Here is a 14,198-nt window from a genome sequence, read left to right as displayed (position 1 = left end):
TCACTCCAGAAATTCCCGGAAACTGTCATCCAGGTCTCCCTCGTACTCCTCCGTGGACAGCGGGCAGTGGCTACACCGGTGAAACCCCAGGCGCGTCCAGTCCGGAAGGTTATCCGTCCGAGCGGACTGGTCACCGTCCGCGGATGTCACATCACACTCCCAAACGGAGTTGTCGCCAAATCGGAACCGGTAGTGAACATCTGCAGCCGCCATACCCCATCTCCTGATCAACATAACCGGGCAATAAAACCAATATTTCGGATACCAAACGTAACGTTAAAAGGTAATCAAAACCACTACACTGAAACCTTGCTCAGAATAATAAACCGATATCTCGATTAAACGTATTGCGCGGCACTTCAAGCTGGCTTTTCCCGGACATTCGAAACACTCCGCCGAACGGGCTATCACTATGTCGGACACCAACCCCAATTCATCACAGCAGGATCAGCTGAACGCCAGGCTCGAGCAGGCAAACCGGCAGTTGCTGCAGTCTGAAAAACTCGCTGCCATTGGCCAGCTGGCGGCCGGGGTTGCCCATGAAATCAATAACCCCGTGGGCTATGTCTACTCCAATCTGCAAAGCCTGGGCACCTATCTGGAAGATCTTTTCAGGCTTACCGATGCGGTGGACGCGGGCGCATCACTGGAAGATCTGAGTGCGATTAAAAAGAATATCGATTACAGCTTTCTGAAGGATGATCTCAAGGATCTTCTCGCGGAATCCCGGGAGGGTATCGAGCGGGTCAAAACCATCATTTCGGCAATGAAGGATTTCTCTCATATCGACGATGAGGAATTCAAGCTCGCGGACCTGCATCGTGGCATTGAAACCACCCTGAACGTGGTCAACAACGAGCTGAAATACAAAGCCACTGTGGTCAAAGAATTTGGCGAGCTCCCTGAAGTGGAGTGCATCAGTTCCCAGATCAACCAGGTGGTCATGAACCTGTTGGTAAATGCCGCCCACGCTATCGACGATTTTGGCGAGATCATCGTTCGCACCCGCTGCGACGGCAATTGGGCAGTCGTTGAAGTAGAAGACAACGGTAAGGGTATTGCCGAGGAAAACCTGCATCGGATTTTCGAGCCATTTTTCACCACCAAACCGGTCGGCAAAGGCACCGGTCTGGGGCTGTCGCTGTCCTTCAATATCGTCCAGAAACATAACGGCAGCATCACGGCGGAGCACGCCTCTGCCGGCAAGGGCACCTGTTTCCGCATATCACTGCCACTGACGCAGCCAGAGGCCACAGCGGACAGCGAGTGGGGCTGAACATGGCAGAGTCTCTTCCCTCCAATGCCAGCCTGCTACTGGTGGATGACGAGGAAAACATCCTCCGCAGCCTGCAAAGGATACTCCGCAAGGAGCCCTACGACATCCGCACGGCCGCCTCCGGAGAGGAAGCGCTGGTGTTGCTCAATGACCAGAAATTTGACCTGGTCATCTCGGATGCCCGCATGCCCGGTATGGACGGCCCTACCCTGCTGTCCGAGATCAAGAAGAAGTGGCCCTGGTGTATTCGCATACTGCTGACCGGATACGCGGACATCAATTCCACCATCAAGGCCATTAACGACGGTCAGATATACCGCTACATCAGCAAGCCCTGGGACGACGAAGAACTGAAACTGGTGATTCGCCAGGCCCTTGCCTTCCAGTACTCGGAACGTCGCCGGCTGGCCCTGGAGAAGCTGACCCGCAAGCAGAACAAGGAGCTGCAGGCGCTCAATGCCAGCCTGGAGGAGAAGGTACAGGCCCGCACCGAAGAACTTAAGGAAACCGCAGACATGCTGGATGCGGCGTACACAGAACTGAAGCAAAGCTATGTCACCACCACCGAGGTCTTTTCCACGCTGATCAACAAGCGGCTGCCGGCCAACCGCCAGCCCAACGCCAAGGTAATCGGCCTGGTGAAGGCCTATGCCGAATACCACCAGCTGGACCAAGACCTCTCACGGGACCTGTATATGGCGGCCGCCCTCTACAATCTCGGCAAGCTGAGCTGGCCCGACGAGCTGTTCAAGGCCCCGTCCGATCTGCTCACCAAAGGGCAGCGCCTGGAGTTCCTGAAATACCCGGTCAACAGTGAACAGCTGTTGATGGCCCTGGAGCCCCTGAAAGAAACCGCGCGAATCATCCGCCACCATCAGGAAAAATGGAACGGCTACGGCGTTCCTGAAAGACTGGAAGGCACCGAGATCCCCCTGGGCTCCCGTATCCTCCGGCTGGCCGTGGATTTCATCGAGCTACAGTACGGCCTGATCCTGGAGCGCCGGGTTTCCCGTGATAATGCCCTGAAACTGATCAAGCGCTACCGCGAACGGCTTTACGATCCGGAGATTGCGGACCGCTTCCTTGAAGTGTGCATTGAGGTCGCTCCCGATGTAGAGCATGAAGACCCAGATATCGCGGCGCTCGACACCCTGCGGCTGAAGGCAGGCATGATACTGGCCCGCAACCTTTATGCGGCGTCCGGCATGCTGTTGCTGAACGAAGGCAAGGAACTGACATCCCTACTTATCGACAAACTGGTGGCGTTCGAAAAAGGCGAACCGGACGGTACCCACTACACGGTGTATGTGCACCGTCCGGACGAGGAAGAAACGGAGACAGCATCATGATAAAAATTCAGCTGGTGGACGATGAACCCAATATCCTTAGTGCCCTCAAGCGCCTGCTGCGCCCCAACGGCTGGGAGATTCATACCTATGACAACGTCGAGGCAGCGCTGGGCGGACTACTGGAGCACAACTATGCCGTCATTATCTCCGACTATCAGATGCCTACTGCCGATGGCGTAACCTATTTGCAGTTTGCCAAACAGCGCCAGCCAAACGCCGTTCGACTCGTATTGAGCGCGTACGGCGACCGCAATTCCATGATCAAGGCCATCAATCAGGCGGAGGTCTATCGCTACCTGTCCAAGCCCTGGGATGACTACGAGGTAGTCGCTGCCATCAAATCCGCCATTGATATCTACGAGCTGAAGTCCGAAAACCAGCGCCTGCTGGATGAAGTGACCGCCCAGCGCCAGATGATCAAGGCCCGGGAGCAGGAACTGCTGCGCCTGGAAAAGGATAACCCGGGCATTACCCGCGTTCATCGCGATGCTGACGGCTCCGTGCTGATCGGCGACCAGTGAGGTTCTGATGGCGTATCATAGTCCTGAAGACAACAGGCTGGCCCTGAAGGTGGTGTTTTACGGCCCTGCCCTGAGTGGCAAAACCACCAACCTGATGCAGCTGCACTCCCTGCTGAACCCACAGCGCAAGGGCGAACTGATGGTGCTGGAGACCCGCGACGACCGCACCCTGTTCTTCGATATGCTGCCCATCGGCCTGAAAGGCGATTCCGGGCTGGATCTGCGGCTGAAGCTGTATACCGTGCCGGGCCAGGTGCAGCATGACAGCACCCGCAAGGCGGTGCTGTCCCGCGCAGACGCCGTGGTGTTTGTGGCGGACTCCCAGACCAGCCAGCAGGACAATAACGCCACGGCGTTCGGAAACCTGGAGGAAAACCTGGAGAAGGTCGGGCTGGATATCGACACCCTGCCCATGGCAGTCCAGTTCAACAAGCGCGATCTCCCCGGCGTGGCTGGCGAGGCTGAACTCCAGCAGCGCTGGGCTGAAACGCCCTGGGCACCGCTGCAGATGGCATCCGCCCTTCATGGCAAGGGGGTTCTGGAGACTTTCCGGATACTGCTGGACCGGCTCTACACCGAAGTGGACCGGGAATTCGCCCTGGACACTGATCACGGCATTGACCGCAACACGTTTATCCGGCAACTGAGCGCCGCCAGCGAGGAAATTCGTGCGTAACTTTGAAGACGACCCTACACTCGAAGATCTGCTCTCCAGCGATCAACTGCAGCGTCTGAACCGGATGCTCAGCGCCCTGTGCCGTGACCCCGTCGAGATTGGCAGCGACAGAAAAGCGGATGCGCTGGCGCTGGAATTCAATCTGGAAACCGTGGGCTGGCTGTCCGGCGGCAGCTCCGAACAGGAGCGTCTTGCTGCCGCGGACCTGGTGTCGTTTCTGATGATGTTCATTGCCAAGTATCGGCTGGCTGCCAACCTGCACCACGACACCACCGAGGCCAGCTACGCCGAACTGCAGAAGCAGAACGAGGCCCTGAAGGCCTCGGAAGCCCGCTACCGTGCGCTGTCCGACCAGCTGCAGGACAAGGTGGATGAGCAGGTAACGGTGATCAAACAGGCGCAGATGGATCTGTACGAGAGCGCGCGACTGCGCTCCGTCGGGCAGCTGGCGGCGGGCGTGGCCCATGAGATCAACAACCCCATCGGCTTTATATCCAGCAACCTCAAGGTAGCCAGGGAATACCTTAACGATTTGCGGGAGCTGGTTCCGGATTCCGACCAGAACCGGGAACTGCTGGAGGATTTCGCCGACCTGATTGGAGAGTCTTCCGACGGCGCCCGCCGTATCGCCAGCATTGTCTCGGACCTGAAAACCTTCTCCAGCATTGACCAGGCCGACTATACCCTGTGTGACGTCAACGAGTTGCTGGCCAGTGCCGTGCATCTGCTCCAGACTGACTATGGCCAGGATCTGGAGATTCTGGAGAAGCCGGGCGAACTGCCAAAAATATCGGGACACCCGTCGCGATTGTCGCAAACCTTTTACAACCTGCTCGACAATGCCGCACAGGCGCTCAAAAGTCAGGAACAGGAGGCCGGGGCTGAGGGCAGGGCCGGGCGGATCCTCGCGAAAACCAGTGTCGACAGTGACGGTATCCGGATAGTGATCCAGGATAACGGCTGCGGCATTCCCGAAGCCAATCGCGAACAGGTCTTCGACGCCTTTTATACCAGCCGACCGGTAGGGTCGGGCACCGGCCTGGGCCTGACCGTTGCCCGGGATACGGTACGCGCTCACCGGGGCACCATTCAGATCGACAGCAGGGAAGGTACGGGCACCCGTGTCACCCTGTTGCTGCCGGTCAGTTAAGGATTGATCATGGCCAAACGCTACGCCTCGCTGTTCTTCAATCAGGAGCCGGATGACAATTCCGATCCCGTAACCGAGCAGAAGAAAGCGCCCTACCGGCTGCTGCTGGTGGATGACGAACCCAATATCCTGGCGTCCCTGCGTCGGGTGTTCCAGCGCGAGAATTACGAACTGCTGTTTGCCAACAATGGCAATGAAGCCCTGCGTATCATGGAAAAACAGCCGGTCGAGCTGATCATGACCGATTTCATGATGCCCGGCATGAACGGCAGCGAATTACTGAAGGACGTTCGCGAACGCTGGCCGAACACCATCCGCATCATGCTGACTGGACACGCCAATACCGATGCCGTGATGGGCTCGATCAAGGAAGGGGCGGTTTACCGTTTCATTCTCAAGCCCTGGAATGATGACGATATTCGCCTGACCATCGCCCTGGCCCTGGAACAGTATGAACTGATCCAGCGCACACGGGCCCTGGAGCAACAGACCAAAAAACAGCACAAGGACCTGGAAACCATCAGCAAGCTGACGGCCACCAACCGCAGCCAGCTTGCCATCCTGCTGCACAAGAAAGGCTGGCTGAACCCCCAGCAGATCCAGCAGCTGCACCGGGAAATGCAGAGCCATAAAACCCCCGTGGTCCGCCAGTTGCTCAAGCATGAGTGGGTCGACTTCCGCAAGGTATTCGAGATGCTGCGGGACGATATGCTGTTCGAGGAAATCGATCTCCGCGAATTCCAGCCCGACCCGGCCCTGATGTCGCTGGTGCCCCAGAAAATCTGCACCCGCCAGCTAGTGCTGCCACTAAGAGTTCAGGGCCAGCGATTACGCCTGGCCATGGTCGACCCGATGGACGTGAACCTGATTGACGAACTGGGGTTTATGACCGGCTACACCATCCACCCGCTGCTGTGCGAAACCACCCAGATGCAGGCCAAGCTGACGGAGATTTTCGGCGAAACCAGCGAGCTGGACGACATCGCCACCAAGGTAGGCACCGATGACCCTTACGAGGGCATTGAAATTGTCCTGGACGAAGACAGTGACAACGAATCTCTGGAGCAGTTGCTGGGCAGTTCCGAGGAGCCACCGGCCATACGCCTGGTCAATGCCATCATCCTGGAAGCCCTGCGCCTGGGGGCCAGCGATATCCACGTACACCCCCGCACCAAGTCGCTGGTGGTGCGTTACCGCATTGACGGCGTGCTGCAGGACAAGATCCACATCCCCACCAACCTGCTGATGTCAGTAGTGTCCCGCATCAAGGTGATGGCGGAGCTGGACATTACCGAAAGGCGCAAGCCCCAGGACGGGCGCATCACCGTCAAGACGCCGATGAAGATTGTCGACCTGCGGATTTCCACCCTGCCCACCATCAATGGCGAAAAAGTGGTCATGCGGGTTCTGGAGCGGCAGTCCTCCGCCCAGTCCCTGGAAGACATGGGCCTGTCGGAGCACAATCTGAAGCGCCTGCTGCATGTGGTGGCCAAACCCCAGGGCATTATCCTGGCCACCGGCCCCACCGGCAGTGGCAAGACCACCACCCTGTATGCCCTGCTGCAACACAATGCGTCACCGGAGCGCAATTACGTCACCATCGAAGACCCGGTGGAGTTTCACGTGGACATGGCGGGCCAGGTACCGGTAAAGGACCGTATCGGCCTGAGCTTTGCCAGCGTACTCCGTGCGATTCTGCGACAGGATCCGGACGTAATCCTGCTGGGTGAAATCCGCGACGAGGAAACCGCCGACGTCGCCTTCCACGCTGCCATGACCGGCCACCTGGTGTACTCCACCTTGCACACCAGTTCCGCCGCCGCCACTGTGGCTCGCCTGCTGGACCTCAACCTGAAGCCGTTCGTGCTGGCATCTACTCTGGAGGCCATCATCGCCCAGCGCCTGGTGCGGCGAATCTGCCCCCATTGCTGCGAGCAGACGGAGGCCCCTACGGAAATACTGGAACAGCTGGGGCCCGAATTCATGTCGCCGGAACTGATCTTTTACCGGGGCAAGGGCTGCGACAAGTGCCATAAAGGCTACAAGGGCCGGGTGGCCATCCACGAAGTGCTCACCATGAATCATCAGTTGCGGATTGCCATTACCGAGGGCGCCAGCGCCATGCAGATAGAATCCATCGCCCGGGAACAGGGCATGAGGGTGCTTCTGGACGATGCCCTGGAAAAGCTCCGTGCCGGCCTGACTACCGCGGACGAAATCCTGAGGTTGCTTGGGCCGCAGGTGTTGAACGAATGAAGGAGGACCGCAACCCGGTCATTGGGCGCTTCTGCCTTGTGCTGTCCCTGGCCATTGCCCTGATAACCATCGGGCTGGTGATCTTATTTGATCACTACTCCCTGAGCGCCAGTGCCAACGGGCGGGTTTCGCTCTCGCCTGGCGGCGGGCTGGTCTCTATATTAATCGGGGCTTCACTTTTGGCACTGGTGTTTCGCAGGATTCCGGCGGCCATTGTACTGGCCTGCCTTACCAGCATCATCGCCCTTGTTCAGGTTGTTTTGCCGCGGCTACCAGCCGCAGATTCGCTTGATTTTCTTGCCATCAGCGAACCTCTTTTACTGGTGGTTCTGCTCACGGAGCTGTCCCTGCTTGCTGCACTCTACCTTCGCAAGGGGCGGCTTGCAGGACTGGTATGCGGCCTTGCTGTAGTAGCACTGGGCCTGCTTTCACTGTTTTCCCACTGGCATCCGCCACTCGGGGCCTTCAGCCTTGGCACCATTGCTGAGTCAACCATTATTGTCAGCCCACTGGCGATCCTGCTGGGCCTGGTTCTGCCATGTCTTCACACCATCCACCTGCGTGACCTGCCGGATTTTTCATCCAGGCTGGTGCTGGTCGGCGTGTTTGGCATAGCACTGACTACCATCACCTGGCACGCCATGCGTGTCCAGAACAGCAATAGCCTGCAGGACAGGGCGGAGGTTCTGGCTGAGCAGTTGAAGGCGTCCAGCGCCGCAACCTTCAGTGACGACCTGGCGCTCATACGCAGACTTGCAGAGCGACAGCTCCTGCTGACAGGTAAACCCGCACAAAGCGAATGGGCACAGGAAGCACAGAGTTACCTGAACGACTTTCGAGAGATCCAGCTTATAGGCATCCTGGACCCGAGCCGACAGCCCGCCGGTGTTCATTCCCGGGGGGAGCAACATAGGCACTGGCTGAACAGTTTTCTGAGAGCATCTGACAACCAGAAGTGGCTGGATCACGTGACCAGAACCGGTCGACCGCATCTCAGCCCGCCGGAACCGGATGAGAACGGTCGCATGTACGCCATGATCGCATCTCCCGCAAGGGCCGCAGTCGAAAAGCCCTGGGTCGTTTTTGCGATTATTGATCTGGGTGATGCCTACAGCAGCCTGCTCAAGCACTACGACGGTGACCTGAGCCTGAAGGTCTACTACCGGAATATTCCAATTTTCGATCTTTCTCCGAATACAGCAAGGGGAACACGAATACCATTGGCAACCCGAAATACCAACACCCACCATGACAGCCAGTGGCAGATTGAAGTGTACACCCGCGAAGGTGGGCTTCCAGCTACCGTACTTTACCTGCCGCCATTGGTCCTGTTTACCGGCCTGGTTCTCAGCTTCCTGATGATGCTCAGCCACCTGTTCTGGCGGGAATCCGAGCGCCGCTCCCACAGCCTTCGGAAACTCAACGACACCGTCAATGCCCACCTTGCCAGAGAGCTGTCGCTCAGGCAGACCAATGAACGAATCATGGAGTTTTCCCGGGACATTCTGTGCTCCATCGATTCAAGGGGGCTGTTCACCTCCATTAATCCTGCGGCGGAGGATATTCTGGGCTATCGGCCGGATCAGCTTATCGGTGAACCCTACAACCTTCTGATACCGGACGTAGACCGGGAAGCCACGGCAGAAGAAATGCGTAAACTCATGGCTGGCGAACGCCAGGTCACTGATGGCTTTCGCAACCACCTGCGCCACCGTGACGGCCACATTGTCACCCTGTCGTGGACGGCGGAATGGTCAGAGGAGGATCAGGCTCTGTTCTGTGTGGGCCGTGACATGACCGACCAGCTGGTGGCGGAAACCCTGATGCGGGAGCGGGAACAGTTTTTCTCGTTATCGCCGGACATGTTCTGCATTGTTGACCTGAACAGCCACTTTTTCGAACTCAACAACGCCTTTGTGGACGTGCTTGGCTATGAGCGCGAAGAACTGCTGGGTGCCTCCTATATGCAACTGATCCACAAGGACGACCGGACCAGGGTCGAGGAAGCTGTAAGTGCACTGATAGCCGGACAGACCATCAGAGATCTTCAAGTCCGGGTCATCAACAGAAATAGATCGGAGCACTGGCTTGAACTCAGCGCTACCCTCAGCTCAGACGATCTAATATATGTGGCAGCCCGTGACACCACAGAAATTCGGCACACCCAGGAAAAGCTCCGGGAAAGTGAGGCGGTGCTAAAAATTGCCGAAAAAGCAGCGCGCATCGGCGGGTGGGTAGTGGATGTGGGCACGGATCGAATCCGCTGGTCTCATGTCATGTTCGATATCTTCGAGATACCGATTGGTGAAGTGCCGGCCCTTGATGAGGCACTCAGGTTCTACACACCAGACAGCCGGGAAACCATCACCAATGCCCTGAACATGTGTATACAGACCGGCATCCCCTTCGATGAAGAAGTCCAGGTACGCACCCGGCTCGGCCGTTTACGATGGGTGCGAGCCATCGGACAGGCAGTCAAAAACGAGGATGGTCGGATCGTGGAGATACAGGGCGGCCTACAGGACATCACCGCTTCCCACCAGGCCATGGAGCAGATCCGGAGGTTTTCTGAGCGTCAGGCAATCATTTTCGAAAGCATCACCGATGCTTTTTTTACCCTCGATCGTGAATGGCGGTTTACCTACGTCAACCGGCGTTCGGAGGAATTGCTTAAAGAGAGCCGTGACGCACTTCTGGGCAACACCCTCTGGGAGATGTTCCCCGCGGCGCAAGGCAGCGAGTTTGAAAGGCACTACCAACTGGCCATGGCGACCGGCAAGTCGGTATCCTTCGAGGCCTATTACGCCCCCCTGGATACCTGGATGGAAGTCAGTGCCTACCCTTCCGATGAAGGCCTGGCCGTCTACTATCGCAGCATAAATGAGCGTAAACAGGCGCAAAAGAAGCTGGAAGACACCATGGCTGAACTGGAGCGCAGCAACCGCGAGCTGCAGGACTTTGCCTTTGTTGCCTCCCATGATCTTCAGGAGCCCCTGCGCAAAATTCAGGCTTTCTCGGACAGGCTACTGACCCGTTCAGACAGCTTTGATGATCAGGAGCAGGATTATCTGCAGCGGATGCAATCCGCCGCCAGACGCATGCAGTCCCTGATCCAGGACCTTCTTACCTACTCCCGAGTGACGACCCGGGCGCTGCCATTATCCGTTTGCGACACCAACCGTATTCTGGGCGAGGTGCTGCAGGATATGGAAACGTCTATCACGCGGGTGAACGCGGTCATCGAAACCAGACCACTGCCAACTGTTAAGGGTGATGCCACCCAGCTCCGGCAGGTTTTCCAGAATCTGCTGAGCAATGCCGTCAAGTTCCACAAGCCTGGCCAAAGCCCGCACATATTGGTCTACCCTGAAGACAGCACAGACCACCACTGGACGCTGGTTGTCAGTGACAACGGAGTAGGGTTTGACCAGTGCTACGTTGAAAAGCTTTTCCAACCCTTCCAACGGCTGCACAAACAGGCCTTCCCCGGATCCGGCATCGGCCTGGCGATCGTGAAAAAGATACTGGACCGCCATGGCGCAACGGTATCCGTTGAAAGCGAAGTCGATCATGGAACGACTTTCCGCATCCACTTTCCAACCAGCAATCAGATGAAAGGACGCAGCAATGACTGATCGCAAAACAAAACTGATGATTCTGATTGCCGAAGATGACGCTGACGACCGGCTAATGATGAAAGAGGCGTTCGCGGAGCGCTGCCAAGACTGCCGGATTTGCTTTGCCCACGACGGTGTTCAACTGATGCGTTTGCTCAACGGAGAGGAGCAACTACCGGATAATCCTGACGGACCCAGTGTATGCCCGGACCTGATACTGCTGGATCTGAACATGCCACTGAAAGACGGCCGGGAGGCATTGCAGGAGATCAAGTCCAATTCCAGTCTGCGAACAATCCCGACGATTGTCATGACAACCTCGGGCAACGAAGACGACATTCGTTACTGTTACGACACTGGCGCCAACTCCTACATTGTCAAACCATCGAGCTATTCAGGGCTGCTGGACGTTGTTTCGTCACTGACAAGCTACTGGACAACGACGGCGACCTTGCCAATAAGACCGAAACGTTATGACCGAGACTGAACCTTTGCTGCGAATCCTGCTGATAGAAGACGACGAAGACGATTACCTGATTACCCGCGACCTCCTGCAGGACAGCAGCCCGGTCAGCACCCGGCTGGACTGGGTCGACTCCGCCAGCGGGGGCATTACCGCATTGGAGACGGGTGATTACGCGGTAGCCCTCGTGGATCTTCGGCTGGGCCCGGATTCCGGAATCGACCTGATCCGGGAAGCCCGGGAACGGAGCATCTCCACGCCCTTTATTCTGCTGACCGGTCAGGGCGATGATGAGTTGGATGTGCGCGCCGTAGAGCTGGGGGCGGCGGATTATCTGGTCAAGGGAAGCCTCGACGGCCATACCCTGATCCGCAGTATCCGCTACGCCATCGACCGGGCTATGGCGACAGAAAGCCTGGCGAACAGTGAGAGTCACTACCGGCTGCTGTTTGAAAGCAACCCTGCCCCCATGTGTCTGGTGGCACCGGGCTCGCTGGCCCTGGTCTCCATGAACGAAGCTGCCAGGGCACTCTACGGTTACAGCAACGACGAGCTGGACAGTCTGACGCTGGATAAACTTCGCGCTCCTGTTCACACATCGCCCAGGCTATCGTCCGAGGGCATTCTATTGCGGGAAGGCGGGACACTGGAAAGACACCAGCGCCGCGGCGGTGAGGAAATGATCGTAGAAATGGTCAGCACCAACATGACCATCAACCATCGCCCCCTGCAGGTGCTGATGATCACGGATGTCACCTCTCAGCTGGATAACAGCCGCCAGCTCCGGCTGTTCAAACGCAGTATCGAGTCGAGCTCTAACGGTATCCTTATTACCGATGCCCGGCAGGACGATCTGCCCATTATCTACGCCAACAGGGCATTCGAGAAAATCACCGGTTACGACACGGCGGATGTGCTCGGGCGAAACTGTCGCTTCCTTCAGGGGGACGTGTTCGATCTCAGCAACGAGCAGGGGCTCGCGGAAATAAGGCGCGGCCTGAAAAAGGGTACCGACATCTCGGCAGTGCTGAGAAACTACCGCAAGGATGGCACGCCGTTCTGGAATGACCTGTACATCTCGCCCATGCGCGATGAGCAGGGTGAGATCACCCATTTTATCGGTGTTCAAAATGATATCTCGGAGCGCAAATCAGCCGAACACGAGCTGGCGTTCAATATCAGCCACGATGTCCTCACCGGGCTGCCAAACCGCACCCTGCTCGAAGACCGGCTGAGCCAGGCATGCCAGTTATCCCGACGCTATGGGCGGACCATCGCCCTGTTGTTTCTCGACCTGGATGGTTTCAAGCTGATCAACGACTCTCTCGGGCACCGCTTTGGCGACCAGTTGCTGGTTGAAGTGGGCAGGCGCCTGAAGGCACTGGTGCGCTCCGGCGACACCGTTGCCCGGATCAGCGGTGACGAGTTCATCATATTGCTGCCGGATCTGGCCCAGGCCGAAGACGCTGTGATCGTCGTTGAAACCGCCATTCATGAAATTGCCAAGCCCTATCACCTGGATGGCGAAACCGTTCATCTCACAGCCAGTGCCGGCATATCCTTTACCGATGGCAGCATTGATAAACCCATGGCGCTGCTGCAACAGGCCGACCTGGCCATGTACCGTGCGAAGCAGCAGGGGCGCAACACTTACCAATGGTATTCCCAGGAATTCAATGAAGAAGCCAGCTACCGGGTTGCCCTGCGAAATGAGCTGCAGGATGCCATTGATCAGGAGCAGCTGTCAGTGTATTACCAGCCACTGATTGATGCCCACACCGGGCAGACCCGGAACGTCGAGGCCCTGGTTCGCTGGCAACACCCTACCCGGGGGCTGATCTCCCCCGCTGATTTCATCCCCCTGGCGGAAGAAACCGGGCAGATCATCGCACTGGGTGAATGGGTTCTGCGGAAGGCCTGTCGCGACATGGTTCATCTGCACTCGCGGGGCTTCCGACACTGCTCTATCTCGGTCAACGTATCGCCGATCCAGCTACGCAAAGAAGGCTTTATTCTTACAGTCACCAACGCCCTCAAGGCGTTCGGTCTTCCGCCGGAAAGTCTGGAGCTGGAGGTGGTGGAATCCGCGGTACTCCTGGACACGGATGTTGTTATCAATACCCTCCATGCCATTCGCGCGCTCGGGGTCCATATTGCCATTGATGATTTCGGAACCGGTTTTTCCAGCCTCAGTTATATCAAGCTGCTGCCCGCCAACAAGATCAAGATTGACCGGTCCTTTATCAAGGATGTTATCGAGAACCGCAGCGATGCCGCCATCACTCAGGGTGTTATCTCCATGGCCCATCACCTGGGCCTGGAGGTGGTCGCCGAAGGGGTTGAAACCGAAGCACACGCCACCTACCTGCGGAAAAACCACTGCGACCTTCTTCAGGGGTTCGCTTTTGCCAGGCCCATGCCGTTTGATGATCTACTGGCTTTTCTGAATGACCAGGGTGCGGGGAACACATTGGCAACCCGTACCAGTGACCGTAGCGAGCAGGAGCGAACGCTGCTCCTGCTGGATGACGAAGAAAACATACTGCGTGCACTGACCCGGTTACTGCGGCGTGATGGTTATCGCATACTGGCCACCACCAGTGTCAAAGAGGCATTCAGTTTGCTCGCCGCAAACCAGGTGCAGGTGATTGTTTCTGACCAGCGTATGCCTGAGATGTCCGGCACCGATTTTCTGAGTGCGGTTAAAGCGATTCACCCGGAAACCGTTCGCATCGTGTTGTCAGGGTATACCGACCTGAAGTCGGTCACCGACGCCATCAACGAAGGGGCTATCTACAAGTTCCTCACGAAACCCTGGGACGACAAGCAGATACGTGAGCATATCCAGCAGGCGTTTCTCTACTACCGGGCCACGGTCAGTTGATTACCC

General features: G+C 57.3%; 10 protein-coding genes. 9 read left to right on the top strand and 1 reads right to left on the bottom strand.

The features are described from left to right. Entirely contained in the window at window positions 1-213 is a 213-nt protein-coding gene (locus FDP08_RS13815; protein WP_137436708.1) for a hypothetical protein, read from the bottom strand. A gap of 199 nt (window positions 214-412) precedes the next feature. On the opposite strand from FDP08_RS13815, the gene FDP08_RS13810 reads away from it, so the two are divergent. From FDP08_RS13810 to FDP08_RS13770, 9 genes are read left to right on the top strand one after another with little or no spacing between them, the layout of a single operon-like run. Next, window positions 413-1,276 (top strand): sensor histidine kinase, encoded by an 864-nt coding sequence (locus FDP08_RS13810; protein ID WP_137436707.1) that lies wholly within the window; start codon window positions 413-415, stop codon window positions 1,274-1,276. Window positions 1,277-1,278: 2 nt separating this feature from the next. After that, entirely contained in the window at window positions 1,279-2,625 is a 1,347-nt protein-coding gene (gene nosR, locus FDP08_RS13805) for a response regulator c-di-GMP phosphodiesterase, NosR family (protein ID WP_137436706.1), read from the top strand. Next, complete coding sequence (locus tag FDP08_RS13800; RefSeq protein WP_137436705.1) at window positions 2,622-3,146, top strand: response regulator; 525 nt, start codon at window positions 2,622-2,624, stop codon at window positions 3,144-3,146. Before nosR ends, FDP08_RS13800 begins: the two co-directional genes overlap by 4 nt. A gap of 7 nt (window positions 3,147-3,153) precedes the next feature. Beyond that, the gene (locus FDP08_RS13795) at window positions 3,154-3,822 is read left to right on the top strand and encodes a GTP-binding protein (RefSeq protein WP_137436704.1); all 669 of its coding nucleotides are present in this window, start codon (window positions 3,154-3,156) and stop codon (window positions 3,820-3,822) included. Beyond that, window positions 3,815-4,972, top strand: a complete 1,158-nt coding sequence (locus FDP08_RS13790) for a sensor histidine kinase (RefSeq protein WP_137436703.1) — start codon at window positions 3,815-3,817, stop codon at window positions 4,970-4,972. The genes FDP08_RS13795 and FDP08_RS13790 overlap by 8 nt, the downstream gene beginning before the upstream one ends. Before the next feature lie 9 nt (window positions 4,973-4,981). Then, window positions 4,982-7,228 carry an ATPase, T2SS/T4P/T4SS family gene (locus FDP08_RS13785; protein WP_137436702.1) on the top strand — a complete coding sequence of 749 codons (2,247 nt, stop codon included), beginning with the start codon at window positions 4,982-4,984 and terminating at the stop codon, window positions 7,226-7,228. Next, window positions 7,225-10,863, top strand: coding sequence for a PAS domain S-box protein (locus tag FDP08_RS13780; protein WP_137436701.1), 3,639 nt, complete (start codon window positions 7,225-7,227; stop codon window positions 10,861-10,863). Before FDP08_RS13785 ends, FDP08_RS13780 begins: the two co-directional genes overlap by 4 nt. After that, on the top strand, window positions 10,856-11,332 hold the full coding sequence (locus FDP08_RS13775) for a response regulator (protein ID WP_137436700.1): 477 nt from the start codon (window positions 10,856-10,858) through the stop codon (window positions 11,330-11,332). The genes FDP08_RS13780 and FDP08_RS13775 overlap by 8 nt, the downstream gene beginning before the upstream one ends. Beyond that, complete coding sequence (locus tag FDP08_RS13770) at window positions 11,319-14,192, top strand: EAL domain-containing protein (protein WP_137436699.1); 2,874 nt, start codon at window positions 11,319-11,321, stop codon at window positions 14,190-14,192. The genes FDP08_RS13775 and FDP08_RS13770 overlap by 14 nt, the downstream gene beginning before the upstream one ends. Window positions 14,193-14,198 lie beyond the last annotated feature (6 nt).

The sequence above is a fragment of the Marinobacter panjinensis genome, from assembly GCF_005298175.1.
Lineage (GTDB): Bacteria > Pseudomonadota > Gammaproteobacteria > Pseudomonadales > Oleiphilaceae > Marinobacter > Marinobacter panjinensis.
The sequence above is the reverse complement of the archived record's forward strand: the minus strand, read 5'-3'. Positions and strand labels throughout refer to the sequence as shown.

What these genes read in the sequence shown, in the direction of transcription:
- FDP08_RS13815 (WP_137436708.1), bottom strand. Translation starts at nt 213, where the DNA reads ATGGCGGCTGCAGATGTTCACTACCGGTTCCGATTTGGCGACAACTCC.
- FDP08_RS13810 (WP_137436707.1), top strand. Translation starts at nt 413, where the DNA reads ATGTCGGACACCAACCCCAATTCATCACAGCAGGATCAGCTGAACGCC.
- nosR (WP_137436706.1), top strand. Translation starts at nt 1,279, where the DNA reads ATGGCAGAGTCTCTTCCCTCCAATGCCAGCCTGCTACTGGTGGATGAC.
- FDP08_RS13800 (WP_137436705.1), top strand. Translation starts at nt 2,622, where the DNA reads ATGATAAAAATTCAGCTGGTGGACGATGAACCCAATATCCTTAGTGCC.
- FDP08_RS13795 (WP_137436704.1), top strand. Translation starts at nt 3,154, where the DNA reads ATGGCGTATCATAGTCCTGAAGACAACAGGCTGGCCCTGAAGGTGGTG.
- FDP08_RS13785 (WP_137436702.1), top strand. Translation starts at nt 4,982, where the DNA reads ATGGCCAAACGCTACGCCTCGCTGTTCTTCAATCAGGAGCCGGATGAC.
- FDP08_RS13780 (WP_137436701.1), top strand. Translation starts at nt 7,225, where the DNA reads ATGAAGGAGGACCGCAACCCGGTCATTGGGCGCTTCTGCCTTGTGCTG.
- FDP08_RS13775 (WP_137436700.1), top strand. Translation starts at nt 10,856, where the DNA reads ATGACTGATCGCAAAACAAAACTGATGATTCTGATTGCCGAAGATGAC.
- FDP08_RS13770 (WP_137436699.1), top strand. Translation starts at nt 11,319, where the DNA reads ATGACCGAGACTGAACCTTTGCTGCGAATCCTGCTGATAGAAGACGAC.